The 17673-nt window shown below is 57.3% G+C and carries 14 protein-coding genes; 7 read left to right on the forward strand and 7 right to left on the reverse strand.

The genetic code is table 11. The annotated features are described in order from the left end of the window. Positions 1 to 147 precede the first annotated feature (147 nt). The gene (locus IEW73_RS05155) at positions 148 to 987 is read right to left on the reverse strand and encodes a hypothetical protein (RefSeq protein ID WP_188671281.1); all 840 of its coding nucleotides are present in this window, start codon (positions 985 to 987) and stop codon (positions 148 to 150) included. A gap of 444 nt (positions 988 to 1431) precedes the next feature. Between IEW73_RS05155 and IEW73_RS05160 the strand changes: the two genes are divergently transcribed. The 5 genes from IEW73_RS05160 (at position 1432) to IEW73_RS05180 (ending at position 7275) form a co-directional block, all read left to right on the forward strand. After that, on the forward strand, positions 1432 to 2403 hold the full coding sequence (locus IEW73_RS05160) for a PAC2 family protein (RefSeq protein ID WP_188671283.1): 972 nt from the start codon (positions 1432 to 1434) through the stop codon (positions 2401 to 2403). Between the two features lie 43 nt (positions 2404 to 2446). Beyond that, positions 2447 to 3277 carry a transglutaminase-like domain-containing protein gene (locus IEW73_RS05165; protein WP_229675767.1) on the forward strand — a complete coding sequence of 277 codons (831 nt, stop codon included), beginning with the start codon at positions 2447 to 2449 and terminating at the stop codon, positions 3275 to 3277. 174 nt (positions 3278 to 3451) lie between these two features. After that, positions 3452 to 4480, forward strand: coding sequence for an alpha/beta fold hydrolase (locus tag IEW73_RS05170; RefSeq protein ID WP_229675769.1), 1029 nt, complete (start codon positions 3452 to 3454; stop codon positions 4478 to 4480). A gap of 48 nt (positions 4481 to 4528) precedes the next feature. Beyond that, positions 4529 to 7021, forward strand: coding sequence for a DEAD/DEAH box helicase (locus IEW73_RS05175; protein ID WP_188671285.1), 2493 nt, complete (start codon positions 4529 to 4531; stop codon positions 7019 to 7021). Between the two features lie 8 nt (positions 7022 to 7029). After that, a complete protein-coding gene (locus IEW73_RS05180) occupies positions 7030 to 7275 on the forward strand; it encodes a hypothetical protein (RefSeq protein ID WP_188671287.1) in 246 nt (81 codons plus the stop codon). Here IEW73_RS05180 and IEW73_RS05185 read toward each other — a convergent pair. Both IEW73_RS05185 and IEW73_RS05190 read right to left on the reverse strand, forming a co-directional pair. Continuing rightward, the gene (locus IEW73_RS05185; protein WP_188672964.1) at positions 7225 to 9447 is read right to left on the reverse strand and encodes a heavy metal translocating P-type ATPase; all 2223 of its coding nucleotides are present in this window, start codon (positions 9445 to 9447) and stop codon (positions 7225 to 7227) included. The two genes, IEW73_RS05180 and IEW73_RS05185, sit on opposite strands and share 51 nt — an antisense overlap. An 84-nt stretch (positions 9448 to 9531) precedes the next feature. Then, positions 9532 to 9813, reverse strand: a complete 282-nt coding sequence (locus tag IEW73_RS05190) for a DUF1490 family protein (RefSeq protein ID WP_188671289.1) — start codon at positions 9811 to 9813, stop codon at positions 9532 to 9534. Between the two features lie 157 nt (positions 9814 to 9970). Here IEW73_RS05190 and hrpA point away from each other — a divergent pair, with 157 nt between their 5' ends. Beyond that, positions 9971 to 13963: an ATP-dependent RNA helicase HrpA gene (gene hrpA / locus IEW73_RS05195; protein ID WP_188671291.1), complete on the forward strand. Its 3993-nt coding sequence runs from the start codon at positions 9971 to 9973 to the stop codon at positions 13961 to 13963. Between the two features lie 26 nt (positions 13964 to 13989). Here hrpA and nrdR read toward each other — a convergent pair whose 3' ends face one another. The 3 genes from nrdR to IEW73_RS05210 all read right to left on the reverse strand — a co-directional run bounded on the left by nrdR (position 13990) and on the right by IEW73_RS05210 (position 15388). Continuing rightward, positions 13990 to 14469: a transcriptional regulator NrdR gene (gene nrdR / locus IEW73_RS05200; protein ID WP_188672967.1), complete on the reverse strand. Its 480-nt coding sequence runs from the start codon at positions 14467 to 14469 to the stop codon at positions 13990 to 13992. Positions 14470 to 14825: 356 nt separating this feature from the next. Then, positions 14826 to 15095 (reverse strand): LysM peptidoglycan-binding domain-containing protein, encoded by a 270-nt coding sequence (locus IEW73_RS05205; RefSeq protein WP_188671293.1) that lies wholly within the window; start codon positions 15093 to 15095, stop codon positions 14826 to 14828. Continuing rightward, complete coding sequence (locus tag IEW73_RS05210) at positions 15095 to 15388, reverse strand: hypothetical protein (RefSeq protein WP_188671296.1); 294 nt, start codon at positions 15386 to 15388, stop codon at positions 15095 to 15097. The genes IEW73_RS05205 and IEW73_RS05210 overlap by 1 nt, the downstream gene beginning before the upstream one ends. A 275-nt stretch (positions 15389 to 15663) precedes the next feature. On the opposite strand from IEW73_RS05210, the gene lexA reads away from it, so the two are divergent. Next, complete coding sequence (gene lexA / locus IEW73_RS05215; RefSeq protein ID WP_188671298.1) at positions 15664 to 16404, forward strand: transcriptional repressor LexA; 741 nt, start codon at positions 15664 to 15666, stop codon at positions 16402 to 16404. A gap of 42 nt (positions 16405 to 16446) precedes the next feature. Here lexA and IEW73_RS05220 read toward each other — a convergent pair whose 3' ends face one another. After that, positions 16447 to 17673, reverse strand: coding sequence for a hypothetical protein (locus tag IEW73_RS05220; protein WP_188671299.1), 1227 nt, complete (start codon positions 17671 to 17673; stop codon positions 16447 to 16449).

The following is a 17673-nucleotide window of genomic DNA, read 5'->3' on the forward strand; positions in this document are numbered from 1 at the left end:
AAGTAGCGTGCCCTGCCATGTGGGCGAGCGATAGTGCCCGCCCACATGTGTGGACAACACCGTCCCATGTGGACAAGTCCAACATTGGCGACTGAACTTGTCGCATGGTTGTGGTAGTGGTGCACGACCTTCGGTGCAAGCTTGCCGCTATTGCAGTGGAAACTCGACAGTGTCGGCGTATGCCTCAGTTAGTCGATCCAGCGTGTTGTAGAACAGCATGTTGGCGAGGGTGCCGTCAGGCCGATCGTCAAACCTATTGGCGCTCAGGGCGACAATACGAATGTCACCGATTTGGGCGACGAGGGCAAGGACATGGTGTGGCCCGCTAACATTTGGTGCGTTGATCGCGCGTTCGAATGCGAGCGAATCACCAGCTGGTACATGGGGTTGCGGGAGAAGAACAGTGTCTAATTCGACCACCCCACCGTTCGCTGTGACGACTGTGGCGAATCGACAATCCTGAATTGCTGCCTCGACATCGGCCAATGATTCGGATGTGCGCATCACGGCGATACTGACATCCGAGACACCATCCGTTGTTTGGGCAGTACGAACGACAACGCCGTCAGGTTTAACGTCGTCGGGCATTGCTCCCATGACGCACGAACCGGTGCTGTCCAAGCTCGTTGGCGGGACTCCCTGCGCACGCATTATCGCAGCGGCAGCGGCACCGTTGCGGTAATCACGGACGACGTGGGAGTTTGGAAATTCTGACCGTGGCACCATTAATGCCCACAGGTCTGCCATGTCTGGCGAAAGTGAGTCGTCAGTACTGCTGGACTGATCTATATGGACAAGGTTAATGGCCGTGACCCCATCAGCCGTAACATCAGCAGCCGTAACATCATTGATGGGCGAAACACTGATGGTGTTCGATGCCGCGATTCCAGCGGACGTACCGATAGCTAGTGCCGCCAACGCACTACACGTTGCTACGCCAAGTGCTGATCGGCGCAGATAATTCTTGCCTGATCCGTTGCCACTCATTTTATTGTTCTCCCCTGTGTTGCTCCCCGTCAGCCAAGCGCTACGCTCAACCCGTTTGTGTGGGTCGCCTGAGTCGCCTCATGCCGCGTCATCACCAGCTAAAAATTTACAGCTGAACGAGCGCGAAAGAAGGCGAAAAAGGTTGAAGTGCAGCACTTTTGAGGCTGAAGCCTACAAGATCAGTATACGGGCACGAACCGGCCTGATTCGCCCGAAATCGACCTCAAAATCTGTGCGATGAAACAAAAAGCCGGTGCCGTGCGTTATGAGACACAGGACTCGCTTGTAACGTGTTCATACGCCAAGTGGCGATGCTTCATGAACACCCCGAGGCGAGAATGGACGTAGCACGCCTGATACGCCATACTTTTCGTTTCGCCGACGACATCGCAACAGTGACATCGCAAGAGTGACGCACCATCACCGGAGAGGGGACCTTGCACAATGGACGACCAGTCCCGAATTTACGAACTCGAGTTCCCAAGTCCACGTATCGATACCGCAGAAGGTTCTGCGCTGGTCCTCATCCATGGCTTGGAGGGCTTTGCGGACGCAGGCAACGCTGTTCGTATCGCCACCACGCATTTGCGGGAAAGCCTCGAAACCGAACTCATTGCATCGTTTTCTATTGACGAACTGATTGACTACCGGTCACGGCGACCCACCATGACGTTTACATCGGATCACTTCTCGTCGTACACCGCCCCAGAGCTCAGTTTGTACGCTGTGAAGGACTTGCAAGGGACGCCGTTCCTCCTGCTGTGCGGACTCGAACCTGACTTCAAGTGGGAGAAATTCACCGGTGCCATTCGGGCTCTCGCTGAGCAGTTTGGTGTTTCCCAAAGTGTTGGCCTGTCAGCGATTCCAATGGCGACACCCCACACGCGCCCACTCGGCATCATTGGGCATGCCAGTGACCCGAGCAAAGTACGTCACAACCAACGGCTTGGTACTGAGGTGCAGGTTCCCGGAAGTGCTTCCGCTTTACTAGAGTTCCGCATGGGCCAGTACGGTTTTGACGCGCGCGGATTCTCGGTGCACGTTCCGCATTACCTCGCGCAGTCTCCGTACCCCGCAGCGGCGGTTCGTCTGCTCCGCAATGTTTCGGAAATCACCGGAATTGACGTACCGCTCAGTGCGTTGGAGAAAGCTGCCGACGAAATCGATCTGCAGGTCGCGGAGCAACTCGAGTCAAACGAAGAGGCTGCGGCAGTGGTTCGCGCTTTGGAAAACCAGTTCGACCTTGCATCGGAGAACGACACAAAACCGTCGTTGCTTGCCGCTGGCGACGAAATTCCGTCTGGCGATGAGCTCGGTGCTGAGTTTGAGCGATTCCTAGCCGAACAGGCGTTCACTGACAGTGGGGAAAACCCGCCGTACGAGGACAATTCGACCGACGAATCGGACAATGTGTGATTCAACTAGCGCATTGTGCGTTTAGCCGTCACAGTTGGTAACTGTGAGCGACGAAATTCGTACGGGCACTATGGTCCGTGATGTTTACTCCCGAACGGAAATGAATGTCAAAGAACCTGCGCGGATTTTCGCGCAGGTTGCTGCGGCGCACCATCCTGGCGCAGCGGTTGAAGAATCGTTGTCCATTACTTGTAACGGCGAACCACTCAGCGCTGTGGAGGTAGACAGCCCTCATCGCGGTCGACTTCATAGCCTGTCGTCGCCTGTCGGACATGTCGTCATTGAATACAGCGCCACTCTGACAGGTCTGGCAGACCCCATTGAAGTTGATGCCATCGATGAGGCCCTGTACTTGCGTCCCAGTCGGTACGCAGAATCAGACGAGTTGCTAGCGACGGCGTACGCAGAGTTTTCTGGCTCTAAGGACCCAGCGGAAATCTTCGACGCGGTTACCTCCTGGGTGTCGTCGCACCTTTCATATGTGCCGGGCAGTAGCGGACCGTCAGATGGTGCCGGGCATACCCTGCTGCATCGCCAAGGTGTGTGTCGTGACTACGCGCACCTCACTACCGCGTTCTTACGCGCCCTGGATGTCCCAGCTCGTGTTGTAGGTGTATACGCTCCAGGAATATCCCCCATGGATTTCCATGCAGTATGCGAGGCCTTTATCAATGGAGAATGGTTGATTGCCGATACGTCGAGGCTTGGACCACGTCAATCGATGGTTCGAATGGTGACGGGTAGGGATGCTGCCGATATTGCGTTTCTCTCGACCTATAGCGGTTATGTGGAGTTGATTTCGACCAAAATTCAGGCGACTGTTCGGGGGCAGTTGCCATTCGATGACCATTCCACTCAGGTGCGCCTGCGCTAGTTTTTCGTAGCGGTTTCAATGCGTGTACATCTCTACGAAATGTAGTTGGAACACTTTGTTACACACATTTAGGTTTTGCGGTTAGGTGATGGGATAGCGTTAACCACAACCCCGTCGGCTTCAACTTCTCACGCAGAGTCCGTTCCGGTGTGGGCTCGACTTGGAGGAGGATACGTGAATACACCATCACCTCACACATGGCGGCCAGCGTTACGTGCAGTACCCAACGCTGAACCGGAAGTGTCCTACCGCATTATTCATGGTTATCGACGTGCCTTCCGCATCTCGGGCAGCGGTCCAGCCCTTCTATTACTCCACGGTATTGGCGACAACTCGTCCACATGGTCTGAGGTGATCCCACACCTGGCGAAGTCATTTACTGTCATCGCGCCAGACCTGTTAGGCCATGGACTGTCGGATAAGCCGCGGGCTGACTATTCGATCGCCGCGTTCGCCAATGGAATTCGCGACTTACTCAGTGTCCTCGACATCGACTCGGTGACTCTAGTTGGCCACTCACTCGGTGGCGGCGTCGCAATGCAATTCACATACCAGTACCCCCAACTAGTCGACAGGCTCATCTTGGTCGGTTCTGGCGGGATTACTCGTGAAGTCAATTTTCTACTGAGGGCCGCAACGCTCCCAGGCGTGACCAAGTTCGCCCGGGCCTTTCAGGTGCCTGGTGTTGTGCCAGCGCTGCGTACCGTTGGTAAGTTCGCTCGCCCGCTCACACATCACGTTCACGACGCCGAAGATTTACTGCGAATATTGTCCGATCTGCCAGTGCCTGGAAATCGTGAAGCCTTCTTACGGACTTTGCGGGCGGTAGTTGATTGGCGCGGCCAGATAGTTACCGGCCTTGACCGCTGCTATCTAGCTGAGGCTATGCCCGTACACATCGTGTGGGGTGAACACGATTCTGTGATTCCTGTTTCTCACGCGCACCTCGCCCACGCCGCAATGCCGAACTCAAGGCTCACAGTATTCCGTAATTCGGCCCATTTTCCGTTCCACGACGATCCGCATAGGTTTGTTGCATTGGTCGAAGAGTTCGTGGCATCAACGTCCGCCCACGTCTTTGACCAAGCGCGATGGCGCCGCTTGCTCTATGAAGGAATGAGTGATCGAGCACTCACAGGCAGTGATTGGACTAGATCCGCGGTACTGGACGCGATGGGCAGTGCAGAACGCAGCGCCACCTGAGCTTCCTTCCATACGAAGTTTGACGGTAGGAACAGATAGCCTGTAGCGGTGCTGAATCCTGACGAGATCCCCGATGTGCCCGAAGTAATTTATGACGCCTTTGAGGCTTGGGCAAGTGATCGTGGCGTTTCGATGTACCCGGCTCAGGAGGAAGCGCTACTAGAGATCGTTGCTGGTTCGAACGTCATTTTGGCGACACCAACTGGTTCAGGAAAGTCACTCGTTGCAACAGCCGCGCACTTCACAGCGCTAGTTCAAGGCAAACGCACCTTCTACACTGCGCCAATCAAGGCCTTGGTGAGTGAGAAGTTTTTCGCGCTCTGCGAGATCTTTGGCGCTGACAAGGTTGGGATGATGACCGGTGACGCCGCGGTGAATCCGTCAGCTCCCATCATCTGTGCGACGGCAGAAATTCTCGCGAATCTCGCGTTGCGGGAAGGCGCAGCCACTGATGTAGGCCAGGTCGTCATGGACGAGTTCCATTTCTACTCCGAACCAGACCGCGGGTGGGCATGGCAAGTGCCGCTCATCGAACTCCCCCACACACAATTTTTGCTGATGTCCGCCACCCTAGGTGATGTGCGGTTCTTCCAGGAGGACCTGACTCGACGCACCGGGCGCCCGACTGCTCACATCACCGGCGCTGAACGACCAGTGCCCCTGGTGTTTTCCTACGCGATGACGCCAATTCACGAGACCATTGAAGAGTTGGTCAGCACCCATCAAGCTCCCGTGTACGTCGTGCACTTCACACAGGCGTCTGCTTTGGAACGTGCGCAATCATTGACCAGCGCGCAGGTGGCGACAAAGGAAGAACGAGCCCTGATCACCGAAGCAATATCTGGGTTTCGGTTTACCACCAGTTTCGGCAAGGTGTTAGCCCGGCTGATCAAGCACGGTATTGGGGTTCACCATGCCGGCATGTTGCCGAAATACCGAAGGCTCGTCGAAAAGCTCGCCCAGGACGGATTGCTCAAGGTGATCTGTGGAACCGACACTTTGGGTGTCGGCATCAATGTGCCTATCCGAACGGTGCTGTTCACAGGGTTGACGAAATATGACGGCTCACGCAATCGCATACTCAAGGTTCGTGAGTTTCATCAGATCGCAGGCCGGGCCGGACGAGCGGGGTTCGACACCACAGGGTCCGTGGTGGTGCAAGCACCCGACCATGAAATCGAGAATGCTCGCGCTCTTGCCAAGGCTGGGGACGACCCCAAAAAACGCCGAAAAGTGCAACGCAAGAAAGCTCCGGAGGGTTCCGTCAACTGGACCTCGCAAACATTCGAGAAACTCATGTCGTCAGATCCTGAACCACTGATTAGCCGTTTCAGGGTTACCAATTCTTTGCTCCTCAATGTCATTTCGCGTCCCGGGAACTGCTTCAATTCCATGCGCCATTTGCTTGAGGACAACCATGAGGCCCGACCTGCGCAGCGCAAGCACATCCGCCAGGCCATCGCGCTGTACCGGGGACTGCTCAACGCACACATTGTCGAGCGCTTCGATGAACCTGATGAGGACGGCCGCTGGGCTCGTTTAACTGTTGACCTTCAACGCGACTTCGCTCTCAACCAACCGTTGTCGCCGTTTGCGCTTGCCGCACTGGAACTGCTTGACCGGGATTCCCCCTCGTACGCGCTGGACGCTGTGTCTGTCATCGAGGCCACGCTAGACGACCCACGCCCAGTTCTTATGGCGCAGCAACATGCGGCCCGGGGGGAAGCCATCGGCGAGATGAAAGCCGATGGCATTGAATACGAAGAACGCATGGAACTGATCGAGGACATCACCTGGCCGAAGCCTCTCGAAGAGCTCCTCAATGCGGCATATGAGACCTATCGAGTCGGCCACCCTTGGGTGTCGGAGTTTTCACTCTCGCCTAAGGCAGTAATCAGGGACATGGTTGAGAAGGGTATGACGTTCGCTGATCTGATTAGCGCATACGGGCTCAACCGCTCTGAAGGAGTGGTACTTCGGTATCTCGCGGACGCCTACCGTGCACTTAAACAGACCGTGCCCAATGAAGCTCGTGACGATGAACTTGAAGATCTGATTGAGTGGCTTGGCGAACTCATTCGGCAGGTCGATTCCAGCCTGATCGACGAATGGGAACAACTCGTTAATCCCAATGTTGACGAGATCGCACAGCGGGCATTCTTTGACGACTCCGCCAGACCTCTCACTGGCAACCCGCGGGCATTTAGGCGCATGGTGCGTAACGCGATGTTCCGCCGGGTGGAACTTGTGTCAAGGCGCCGCTGGGCGGAACTTGCCACGATCAGTGACATCGAAGCCGAAGAATGGGCTGAGATGATGCAACCGTTCTTCGACGAGTATGGCGAACTTGATGCAGGCCCAGACGCGCGGGGGCCGTCATTATTCCGTGTGTCTGAACAGGCCGACAAGTGGGAAGTTCGGCAGATCCTGCATGACCCCGACGGCGACCACGGTTGGGCGTTCACGGCAACGATCGACTTGCCTGAAAGTGACGCCACAGGTGAGATTGTGGTCGAGGACTTCGAGATCGTCGACGGATAGGAAAAAGGATGAGCCACGATGATCTAGGCAAAGATTCAGGTCCCCACTACTCAGCGCGTCGGCGGCTGCGCGAATCCCAGTTCCCCGACGCCTACACCACAGGTGATATACCACCCCCACCGGCGCAACTCGACCGGCCTCTGAGCTCGGTTTACCCGCTCCCGTCCGGGCCCCGCTACCGCAAACACATCATCGTCTTTTTGCTAGTCTTTGCCGCTGCGTTCCTCATCCCGATGGTGCTCTTGCTGATCTAGGCGCCTCGGTGCGGGGGCCACGTCGAGGCGGTACTGGATGAGCCGGGAACTGTTCGCCACCACCGCCACCGAAGAAGCATTGTGCAAAATCGCCGCCAACACCGGAGAAAGAGCACCCACCGCACTCATGAGCAATCCGGCAGCGTTCACAGTTATGGACATTCCATAGTTTTGTCGGATCACATCTACTGTGTGCGCGCCAAGTTCGCGCAGATCCTGCAACCGGCGCAAGTCGTCGGTGGCCAGTGCAATGTCAGCGGTTTCCACGGCAACGTCAGTTCCCGAGATGCCCATCGCGATACCGATGTTGGCACCAGCAAGGGCAGGTGCATCGTTTGTACCGTCACCCACCATAGCGACGGTGTGGCCCGCACGCTGAAGCGATTCAATCAAGTCCAGCTTCTCATCGGGTAGCACTTCCGCCTTCCACTCGGTGATGCCGAGTTCCTGCGCAACTGCTGCCGCTGTTTCGGGGTGATCACCGGTGAGCATGATGAACCGCGATACACCTGAGGCGCGCAATACCTCGAGTACGCCAGGTGCCTCAGGTCGAACTTCGTCGCGCAAACTCACCAAACCCACGAGTTCACCATCAACCGACAGCAACAGTGGTGTTTCGGACTTTCGGCGGAGCTTGGCGACCCAGTCGGCTGCTTCGCCGCTGACGTCAACCCCTTCGGATTCCAGCAATGCGGGGCTGCCCAGCAACAGTGTGCGACCATCAGCCCACGTGCGCATACCTAAGCCCACAAGAACTTCGCACTGCTCGTGCGGTGGAATCAGTATTCGTCGTTCCTCCGTCGAACGAATGACCGCTTGCGCTAGAGGATGGCGTGAGTGAATTTCTGAGCTCGCCGCGTACGCAAGCACAGAACTCGGATCCCATTCGGGATGAAAACTCACCATGTTGGTTACGACAGGTCGGCCGACGGTGAGAGTTCCGGTCTTGTCGAAGACCATCACATCCACCCGGCCTGCAAGCTCAAGGTGCGAACCGCCCTTGATGAGGATGCCTCGGCGCGCACCATTCCCGATCGCGGCGCTGATCGCAGTGGGTGTCGACAGACCTACAGCACACGGGCAAGCGATAAGTAGCATCGTCATCGCACGCCGGACGTCGCGAGTCAACAGTAGGGTCGCGCCTGCGAGGAAGAATGATGCGGGAACAAAGCGTCGAGAGAAGTTTTCTCCAACAGTCTGGATGGGTGCGCGGTCCGATTGGGCTTGCTCAACACGACTGATGATGCGCCCAATCGCGGTGTCTTTGCCGACGGCCTGCGCCTCGACGACGATCTTGCCGCGCATCAATACTGACCCCGCGTGAACTTTTTCGCCCGCGGTGACAGTAACTGGCAACGGCTCGCCGGTGATGGCGGACTGGTCGATAATGCCGTCGCCGTCAACAATGACCCCGTCGACGGGAAGCGCGACATGCTCGTGGATGACTACGTAATCACCGACGCGCACAGTGTCGATGTCGACCTTGACTTCCGAACCGTCGGCGGTTCGCAAGAATACGGTGTCTTGTGCACCGCTCAGCAGATCTGAGATGGCCCGACGTGTGCGCCTTAGTGTGAGTTCTTGCAGGTACTCGCCGATGTTGAGCAACCATAGGACGGTCAGGGCAACGACGTTTTCGCGCAGCAATAGCGACGCAACTGTGGCTGCGGATACCAAGGTGTCTGTGCCACCGACCTTTGATTTGGTCAGGGAACGCACAGCACCCTTCAAGAAGGGGTAGCCCGTAATGATGGTGACGCCCGTGGCGAACAGCCGACTGGTCGGCCCGAGTACTGGTGGGCGCCGCAGAACGTACCGTCTGAATCCGAGTAGGAACAGCGCACTGCCACCGATCACCATGCGAGCGAGGTCACCGGTACTCACTTCCGCTGAGTACGGCTCCCTTGATGGCACGGCGGCGCGACTTACCTCGTCGATTGACGTGATGACCTGAACGATGTCGAGGGGTTCTACGCGGTTGGTCGAGTACCACACGACCACTGACCCCGTTTTGGGGTAGGCATGGACCGCACGGACGCCGTGGACCACTTCGACTGCGTTTTCGATTGCGACAGCCCGGGCGGGGCTGCGAACCATCCACGGGACGCGGACGCGTAGGCGGCCGGCGGCGATGGAGATTACTTCGACACCGTCGGCGGGGCCGACAATCATCTCACCGTCGGCGGGGCCGACAATCATCTCACCGTCGGCGGGGCCGGGGGTGACTTCGGTGGCTTCTAGGGGCGTCACAGTGAATCAGTGCGCGTGGCCGTGTCCAACGGACTGGCTTGGCGGTGGTGCGTCTTCTCCATTGCGTTCCCGTGCTTCGGCAACGATGTCCGCAGTTGCGAGCCGCACAGCTTCAGCGCCTTCTTCTGCTTTACGCACACCTTTGAGCCCAGCCGCAGTCATTGTTACTGCTATTTCCCGGGCAGGGGCCTTCTTCAGCGCCCACACCACACCGTTGTATGCGGCTACTCCCACGGTTCCGGTAACCACAGTTCCTAAAGCTTTACCTAGTAGAGCACCGTGAATCACAGTGGCTCCTCCCTGTCGGATCCGACTTCGTCGAGAGACACAACGCGGCGCTATGTCTTCCTACTTCTGATTCTGCCCCATATGGTCTCCACTTGGGGGTGGCGCCGAAACTCTGTTTAGCTCATGTGCGGGGTGAACCCCTATTGTGGATGGTGGCATGAATCAATCCTCCCCTACGTCGCAGACTGAGTTGCGTGCTGCGATCAAGCAACTCACACTGCGTGACGCGCATCGTTTTGGGCAGCGTTTGCGACGCGCCCGCAATGAAGCTGACATTAACAAGATCGCCCGCGGTGTTCAGGCGGCAATGGCTACCGTCGAACGCAGACGACAGGCTGTTCCCACGATCACTTACCCCGCCTCGCTGCCCGTGTCGGAGCGTCGCACTGATATTGCTGATGCGATTCGCACCAACCAAGTTGTCATCGTTGCTGGAGAAACTGGTTCTGGTAAGACAACGCAGCTGCCTAAGATCTGTATGGAGTTGGGCCGGGGAATCCTGGGCACCATCGGGCACACTCAGCCACGTCGACTTGCAGCGAGAACGGTTGCTGAACGGATAGCTGACGAACTTCAGTGTGAACTTGGCTCCACCGTGGGTTACACAGTTCGTTTCACCGATCAAGTTTCGGACTCGACATTGGTGAAGTTGATGACGGACGGGATCCTTCTCAACGAGATTCAACGTGACCGGATGTTGCGCCGTTACGACACCATCATCATCGACGAGGCACATGAGCGCAGCCTCAACATTGACTTCATCCTTGGTTACCTCAAGCAACTTCTCCCTCGGCGACCTGATCTCAAAGTCATCATCACCTCAGCCACTATTGACCCGCAGCGTTTCGCGGAGCACTTCTCTCATAACGGCGTTCCTGCTCCCATCGTGGAGGTGTCTGGACGCACGTTCCCGGTGGAGATGCGGTACCGCCCGCTGGTCGAGGAGCTTCCCAATGGCGCGCATGCAAAAGATGATTTCGACGACGAAGTGTACGTCGTCGAACGTGATCCAATTGAGGCCATCAGCGATGCGGTGGAGGAACTTGTAGCTGAAGGTCCGGGCGACATTCTGGTTTTCCTGTCCGGTGAACGCGAGATCCGAGATACCGCTGATGCGTTGGACGAACGCAAGTTCCCCAACACTGAAGTGGTGCCGCTATATGCGCGTTTGTCGCAGGCTGAGCAACATAAAGTGTTTGCACCACACCGCGGCCGTCGGATCGTGTTAGCAACGAACGTCGCAGAAACCTCGCTGACTGTGCCAGGGATCCGGTACGTCATCGACCCCGGATTTGCACGCATTTCGCGTTACTCACTGCGTACTAAGGTGCAACGTCTACCGATTGAGCCAATATCGCAGGCTTCCGCTCGACAACGGTCAGGGCGATGCGGTCGTGTCGCAGACGGCATTTGCATTCGGTTGTATTCCGAGCAAGACTTCGATTCCCGCCCTGTGTTCACGGATCCAGAAATTCAGCGGACCAATCTTGCTGCTGTGGTGTTGCACATGGCTGCACTCGGTTTGGGTGATGTCGGGGCGTTCCCCTTTATCGACCCGCCGGACGAACGCAACATCAAAGACGGCGTTCGCTTGCTGCAGGAAATCGGCGCGATCGCCGCTGCTTCTACCCCACCGAGCGCGCCTGCTCGCAACCAGTCCCGAAGGCAAAGCGATCAGGGGCCGCAACTCACCGATGTGGGCCGACAGCTTGCGCAACTTCCGGTGGATCCGCGCATGGGCCGGATGCTCGTCGAGGCGCATAATCAGGGCTGCCTCAACGAGGTGCTCACGATTGTCGCGGGCCTATCCATCCAAGATGTTCGCGAACGCCCCTCAGAACACCAACAGCACGCAGACGAGTTGCATCGACGGTTCACTGAGTCGAAATCTGACTTCCTCGCTTACTTGGAGTTATGGGAGTACATCCGCACAAAACGCCATGAATTGTCCTCTAGTCAGTTCCGAAAGCTGTGCAGGGCAGAGTTTCTTCACTGGCAACGTATCCGCGAATGGCAGGACCTGCGTGGGCAGTTAAATCAGATTTGCAGCGGGTTGGGTTGGATGCTCAACAGTTCACCGGCGAGTCCAGATACGGTGCACCAGGCGCTTCTATCTGGCCTGTTGTCGCACATCGGGATTCGCGAGGCCGACACGCGTGAATTCGTTGGGGCACGGAACGCTAAGTTTGCTGTCTTCCCGGGTTCGGTATTGGCGAAAAAACCACCGCAGTTCGTGATGGCCTCAGAGTTAGTAGAGACGTCGCGGCTGTGGGCTCGAACGGTCGCCAAGATCGAACCGGAGTGGGCTGAAAAGCTCGCTGGGGACCTGGTCAAGCGAACGTATTCTGAGCCGCACTGGTCGACGAAGCAGGGTGCGGTCCTCGCGTATGAGCGGGTCACGTTGTTTGGTGTGCCACTTGCAGCGCAACGTCGGGTGAATTACGGGCGCATCGATGTTGAGACTGCACGCGAACTGTTCATTCGCCATGCTTTGGTTCAGGGTGAGTGGGAGTTTCGGCATGAATTCTTTCACCACAACAGGAAGCTTCTCGATGACATCGAAGATCTTGAGCACCGTGCCCGCCGACGCGGAATAGTTGTCGACGACGAAACCCTGTTCGACTTCTATGACGCTCGCGTTCCCGATGACGTCGTGTCGGTTCGACATTTCGATTCGTGGTGGAAGAAGAAGCAAACTTCGGACCCTGAACTGTTGTTTTTCACATCAGATACAGTTGTCAATCCTGATGCGGATGCTGTTCGCGCCCGTGATTTCCCCGATGCCTGGAAGCAGGGCGAACTTCTTCTTCCCCTGTCGTATCATTTCGAACCCGGCCACCCTGACGACGGTGTGACAGTGATGATTCCCGTTGCGCAACTAGAGCGAGTGCGTTCGGTTGGCTTCGAATGGTTGGTTCCTGGCCTGCGCGACGAGCTAGCGGCGGCGATGGTGAAAACCTTGCCTAAGCCCCTGCGACGGTCAGTGGTGCCCGCGCCGGAGTTCGGGTCTGCAGCGTTGTCGGTGCTGAAACCCCGCTCGGAACCTTTGACGGTGGCGTTCGCGCGTGAGCTTTCCCGTTTAGGTGGCGTCAGGATTACCCCGACGGATTTCGATATCGGTACGCTGCCCCTTCATCTGCGGATGACCTTCGCTGCGGTTGATGCACGTGGCGGGATATTGAAGCGGTCTAAGGATCTTGAGTCGCTCCGGGAATCGTTATCGCATGTGGTGTCTAAGGTGGTCGCGACTGCAAGCGCAGGTATGCAGCGTCCCCCGGCTTGGGAATGGACACCCGACACTTTGGGAACTTTGACGCCCGTGGTGGAACATCGAGTTGGTGGACAGGTTGTGCGTGGGTATCCATCGTTGGTTTTGACCAACGGTGGTGTGGCCGTGCAGGTTGTGGCTACCCGTGCAGTGCAGCAAGAAGCTATGCAGGTGGGCGTGCGGGCGTTGATTGCTCGTGCAGCTGGGCCAATTCCCAAGTCTATTTTTCAAGGTTTGTCGACGACGCAGCGGTTGGCTCTGAATTCGCCATTGGTTGGCGGAGCGGTAGCGCTCGCTGAGGATTGCCGTAACGCTGCTATCGATGCGCTTGTCGTTGAACATGGTGGGGTGGTTTTTGATCCGGTGGCTTTTGCGGCGCTGTCCTCGAAAGTCCGGGCTGGGCTCATGGGGCGAACACGCTTGGTGTTGTCTCACGTCGTACCGGTCTTGACGGCTTTGCAGGAGTTGCTTGTGGTCCTGGATTCTGCCGGTGTAGATCCGGTTACGGCCTCGGCTGTCGAGGATGTTCGGAATCAGATCAACAACCTGGTGTTTCCCGGTTTTGTCACGGCCTCTGGGTTGGCGAATGTGACGCATATGCCTCGCTATATTTCGGCCGCGCAGCGTCGAATTGAGGCTTTGCCAGGTAGCAGTGCGCGTGAGCTCCGTGGCATGGCCGTTCTTGATCGAGTTTTTTCGGCTTTGAGCCGAGCAGTGGAGAGTCTGCCGACACCAGATCGAACGAGTCAGGCTGTCGACAGGGTTCATTGGATGATCGAAGAGTTGCGCGTGAGTTTGTTCGCGCAAGCTTTGGGTACCGCGGGACCAATTTCTGAACAGCGAGTCGCGACTGCGATCAAGGATCTCGCAGCGCGGCGCTAGTTTTGGCGGGCTAGTTTTTCGCTGGGCTAGTTTTTCGCAGGCGCAGGTTTCGTTTCTCCGGCACGCTGCTGACGCATGTGTTCGATTTCCTTTTCGAAATCGTCTGCGGAGGAGAACGAGCGGTACACGGATGCGAAACGTAGGTAGGCAACTTCGTCTAGGTCACGAAGTGGGCCCAGGATGGCGAGACCAATATCGTGGCTCGGTATTTCCGCAACCCCTGTTGCACGCACTGCGTCTTCTACTTGCTGCGATAAGAGGTGCAGGTCATCGTCGGTGACGTCGCGGCCTTGACACGCGGAGCGCACTCCACGAATGACCTTCTCGCGGCTGAAAGGCTCAGTAACGCCACTCCGCTTGAGTACCGCGAGGACCGCGGTTTCCACAGTTGTGAAGCGGCGACCACAGTCGGTGCAGGCGCGACGTCGGCGAATGGCTTGCCCTTCGTCCGCTTCGCGCGAGTCAACCACGCGCGAGTTGGTGGACTTACAGAAAGGGCAGCGCATCATCACTCCTTCGCGTTCGTACGTTCGACCTTTAGCGGTAGCAGCAACGTGACAAAAGGGACGGACCCTCTTGTCGTCGAGCACGCTCCTCGGCTTCGACGTACAGCGCGCTGTTGGCGGTTCTAAGTACCAACTGCGCGTCTGCGCCCGGGTGTAGGCGAGGTAGACGAAGTCCGTCGACCGTGTGGTCGCTTGATGTTGAACGTATGCGTCTAATCGCCCTGCCGCAAGTACGGTCGAACTGGACACTCGTTCTGCAGTGTAACCGGGAGAGTTCTCGCGGGATGCGGAGACGCTTCCCTGCTCGTTTTCCATCATCATTTTGCTTCTTCACTAGCGGATCAAGTGGTACTGGGTTAGCGGCAGTCGCGAAGGCATAGGACGGGTGTCATCAACGGCTGACCGGGTTGCACTAACGAGTTGGTCAACCCATTAAGTTCTCGAAGCGATGCGACTACGACATCGACGGGTGCAGTCGGCGCCACTCTGGTTGCCACATCCGAAAGCGATTCACCCGAACGGACGTACACCACTCCCGCTGCGCTGTTCACCGAAGTGGTAACCGGCGCCGCAAATAATCCCCACATCGGTACAGCGGCCATCAAGGCAACGACGACGGCGAACATTAGCTTGAGTACCCGGTCGTCACCTGTTGTTCGGGCTGCTGAACTGCATGAAGTTGGCCTAGAGGTGGCACAGCGAGACCTGACAAGGCCTGGGTGGCTACTTCGACTGTCGCACCGGTAGCGCGTAGTTCCCGGTGCTGGGCGATCAACGCTGCGACGACGCACGCCCGGGGTCGGGCATACGCGGCCTGGCATGTGTGTCGGCTGCGAGGTCTCATGAGGCCGAGACCGGAAACGGTACGGATTCCGCGGAGGCCGACTGATATCGCCGACGATTCTCCGGCCTGCATCACCGCGGTGACGCGGGTAGTCCACCCATGACTGCTGCGGCTTGGCTAGCGAAGTGTTCATGACACCCTCCGTGAGTATCTCGAGCTCAGTCTGACCTACTGTTCGACGAATCATTCGAACATCTGTTTGATTCGCTCAACAGTTCGATTTCTACCACGGCACTCCGACAAGTTTGCGTCGAATGACGATTCTGATTCGAACACCTGTTTGAATTTTGGTGTCAGGCTCGATAGAGTCACAGTGGGACATACCTGTCACACCAGGAGGAATCCGTCACATGAGCCCCCGCCCGATCGTTTCGCCTGTGGTCTCGAACGATGACCAGAATCAGAGCGAACTACCTCAAGACGCACTGCCCGCGCTTACTGACCGTCAGCGAACTGTGCTTGACGTCATTCAATCGTCGTTGGACGAACGGGGCTATCCGCCTAGCGTGCGCGAAATCGGAGAGGCCGTGGGCCTGACGTCAACATCTTCGGTAACCCATCAGCTTCGGGTACTTGAGAAGAAGGGGTATCTGCGTCGGGACCCGAATCGTCCCCGGGCGGTGGATATTCGAAGCCCGGAGAATGCAGAGCGCGCGCTCGACGCGGGGAATCGGGAGCGACAGTCACAGGCAATTCAGCGGAGCGGCGAATCCGCACCGGCGGTGTTGATACCAATGGTGGGGCGCATCGCAGCGGGCGGGCCAATCTTGGCTGAACAATCGATCGAAGACATTTTTCCCCTGCCCCAGGAGATTGTTGGCCACGGCTCGCACTTCTTACTTAGGGTCGTTGGTGAGTCCATGATTGATGCCGCAATCTGCGATGGGGACTGGGTCGTAATTAGGCAGCAGAACGACGCCGTCAATGGCGACATTGTTGCTGCGATGATTGACGGCGATGCCACTGTGAAGACATTCAAACGAATCCAGGGGAAAGTCTGGCTCCTTCCCCACAATCCGCACTTTGAACCCATCCCGGGTGACGATGCAACAGTGCTGGGCAAAGTCGTTTCTGTCATTCGAAAACTGTGACGCCTATGCCGCGTTCGCACCCAGAACAGCACGCCCTGGTACTTAGCGACGGAACCGTTTCCACAGCACCGTAGTTGCCCCTGCCAAAACTATCGCTAGGACAATGCCTGTCGATATCGCCGCAGCGATAAACATTCGGTCCGACAGTAGGCCGTCGTTCTCCTCGGTGGCACTTGCCGACGTTTCGCCAGATCCGCCTATGCCGCCCCCGGATGACGCAGGCGGCAGCAACCGTTCCGGTACTGAGTGTCCCCGCTCTTGCAGGGTGTTCCAGACAAATGATTCGACGTCCCGAATGATGTTTATCGGCGGCAAAGGTTCGTCACCGTCGGGTGGCCGGTTGGGGTCACCTGTGATGGCGAAACCTAATTCCGATGCGGTGAGAAGATCACCCGATTCGGTGAAAGCTATTGCCTCACCCTGCGGCTCATTCGGTATCGGGATCCGTACAGGTTCAGAGTTCAAGGCGCGTAAAAGATCGCCGTCGGCATTGGCGTAGAAATACACATCGGTATACGTGCGAATCGCCGCGATGGTGCCGTCACTGTTCACGGCCCCGCCGGTAGCTAATGTCGACCCCACAACTTCGATGGGGCCGCCGGGTGTACCGGTGATGGGGAACGCCACATCACCGTGGTGCTCAAGTGCAGTTGGGCCGGGTGATGCCAAAGCGTCAACGTTTTTCCGACCGACTGGGGTGAAAACCTCTCCCAGCCCAAACCATTTCGACACGATAATCGGCATCCCAAAGCGATCGATGAGGAGGGTTTCCGAATCTCGAGGTCGGTTGTCCTGAAATTCGAGTCGGTGCAGTGCAGTACTGCCCGTTTCTGGATCAAGACTGATCAGCGCCACTGTCTGCCTAAGGCGACGGTTGTCCCCAACATCCGCGATCCACAGTTTCCCGTCATGCGCTGATAAGTCTTCGGGATCAAACGGATTTAAGGTGTCGCGGATCCACTGCGTCACGGTGCAGTCGCCGTCGAGCACTCCCGCCATTTCAGCCACAGCCACCTCGCTGCCCCCGTCCGGAATGGCGTACACAGTCCCGTCAACCACAATGAGGCCAGATAGCTCTTCCAGTCCGCGATCATCAGGAAAGCACAGAGGCTCAGGTACAGGCCCCACTGGTTGCGCTGGTTCCAATGTTTCGCTCGCTGGTTGGGCAAACGCAGCCGGGACGCCCCCTAGTAGGAAGGCGCAACATGTGAGGACTGTAGCCGAACGAACCATGCGCGCGCCAGTCCCCATCGTGTTGTTGCAATCCAT

It is taken from the genome of Hoyosella rhizosphaerae (assembly GCF_014643175.1).
Taxonomy (GTDB): Bacteria; Actinomycetota; Actinomycetes; order Mycobacteriales; family Mycobacteriaceae; genus Lolliginicoccus; species Lolliginicoccus rhizosphaerae.

Excerpts from the sequence above, each read along its gene's own strand:
- IEW73_RS05155 (WP_188671281.1), bottom strand. The coding sequence starts at position 987 with ATGAGTGGCAACGGATCAGGCAAGAATTATCTGCGCCGATCAGCACTT.
- IEW73_RS05160 (WP_188671283.1), top strand. The coding sequence starts at position 1,432 with ATGGACGACCAGTCCCGAATTTACGAACTCGAGTTCCCAAGTCCACGT.
- IEW73_RS05180 (WP_188671287.1), top strand. The coding sequence starts at position 7,030 with ATGAGCCACGATGATCTAGGCAAAGATTCAGGTCCCCACTACTCAGCG.
- IEW73_RS05185 (WP_188672964.1), bottom strand. The coding sequence starts at position 9,447 with ATGATTGTCGGCCCCGCCGACGGTGTCGAAGTAATCTCCATCGCCGCC.
- hrpA (WP_188671291.1), top strand. The coding sequence starts at position 9,971 with ATGAATCAATCCTCCCCTACGTCGCAGACTGAGTTGCGTGCTGCGATC.
- nrdR (WP_188672967.1), bottom strand. The coding sequence starts at position 14,469 with ATGCGCTGCCCTTTCTGTAAGTCCACCAACTCGCGCGTGGTTGACTCG.
- IEW73_RS05205 (WP_188671293.1), bottom strand. The coding sequence starts at position 15,095 with ATGTTCGCCGTCGTCGTTGCCTTGATGGCCGCTGTACCGATGTGGGGA.
- lexA (WP_188671298.1), top strand. The coding sequence starts at position 15,664 with ATGAGCCCCCGCCCGATCGTTTCGCCTGTGGTCTCGAACGATGACCAG.
- IEW73_RS05220 (WP_188671299.1), bottom strand. The coding sequence starts at position 17,673 with ATGGATTGCAACAACACGATGGGGACTGGCGCGCGCATGGTTCGTTCG.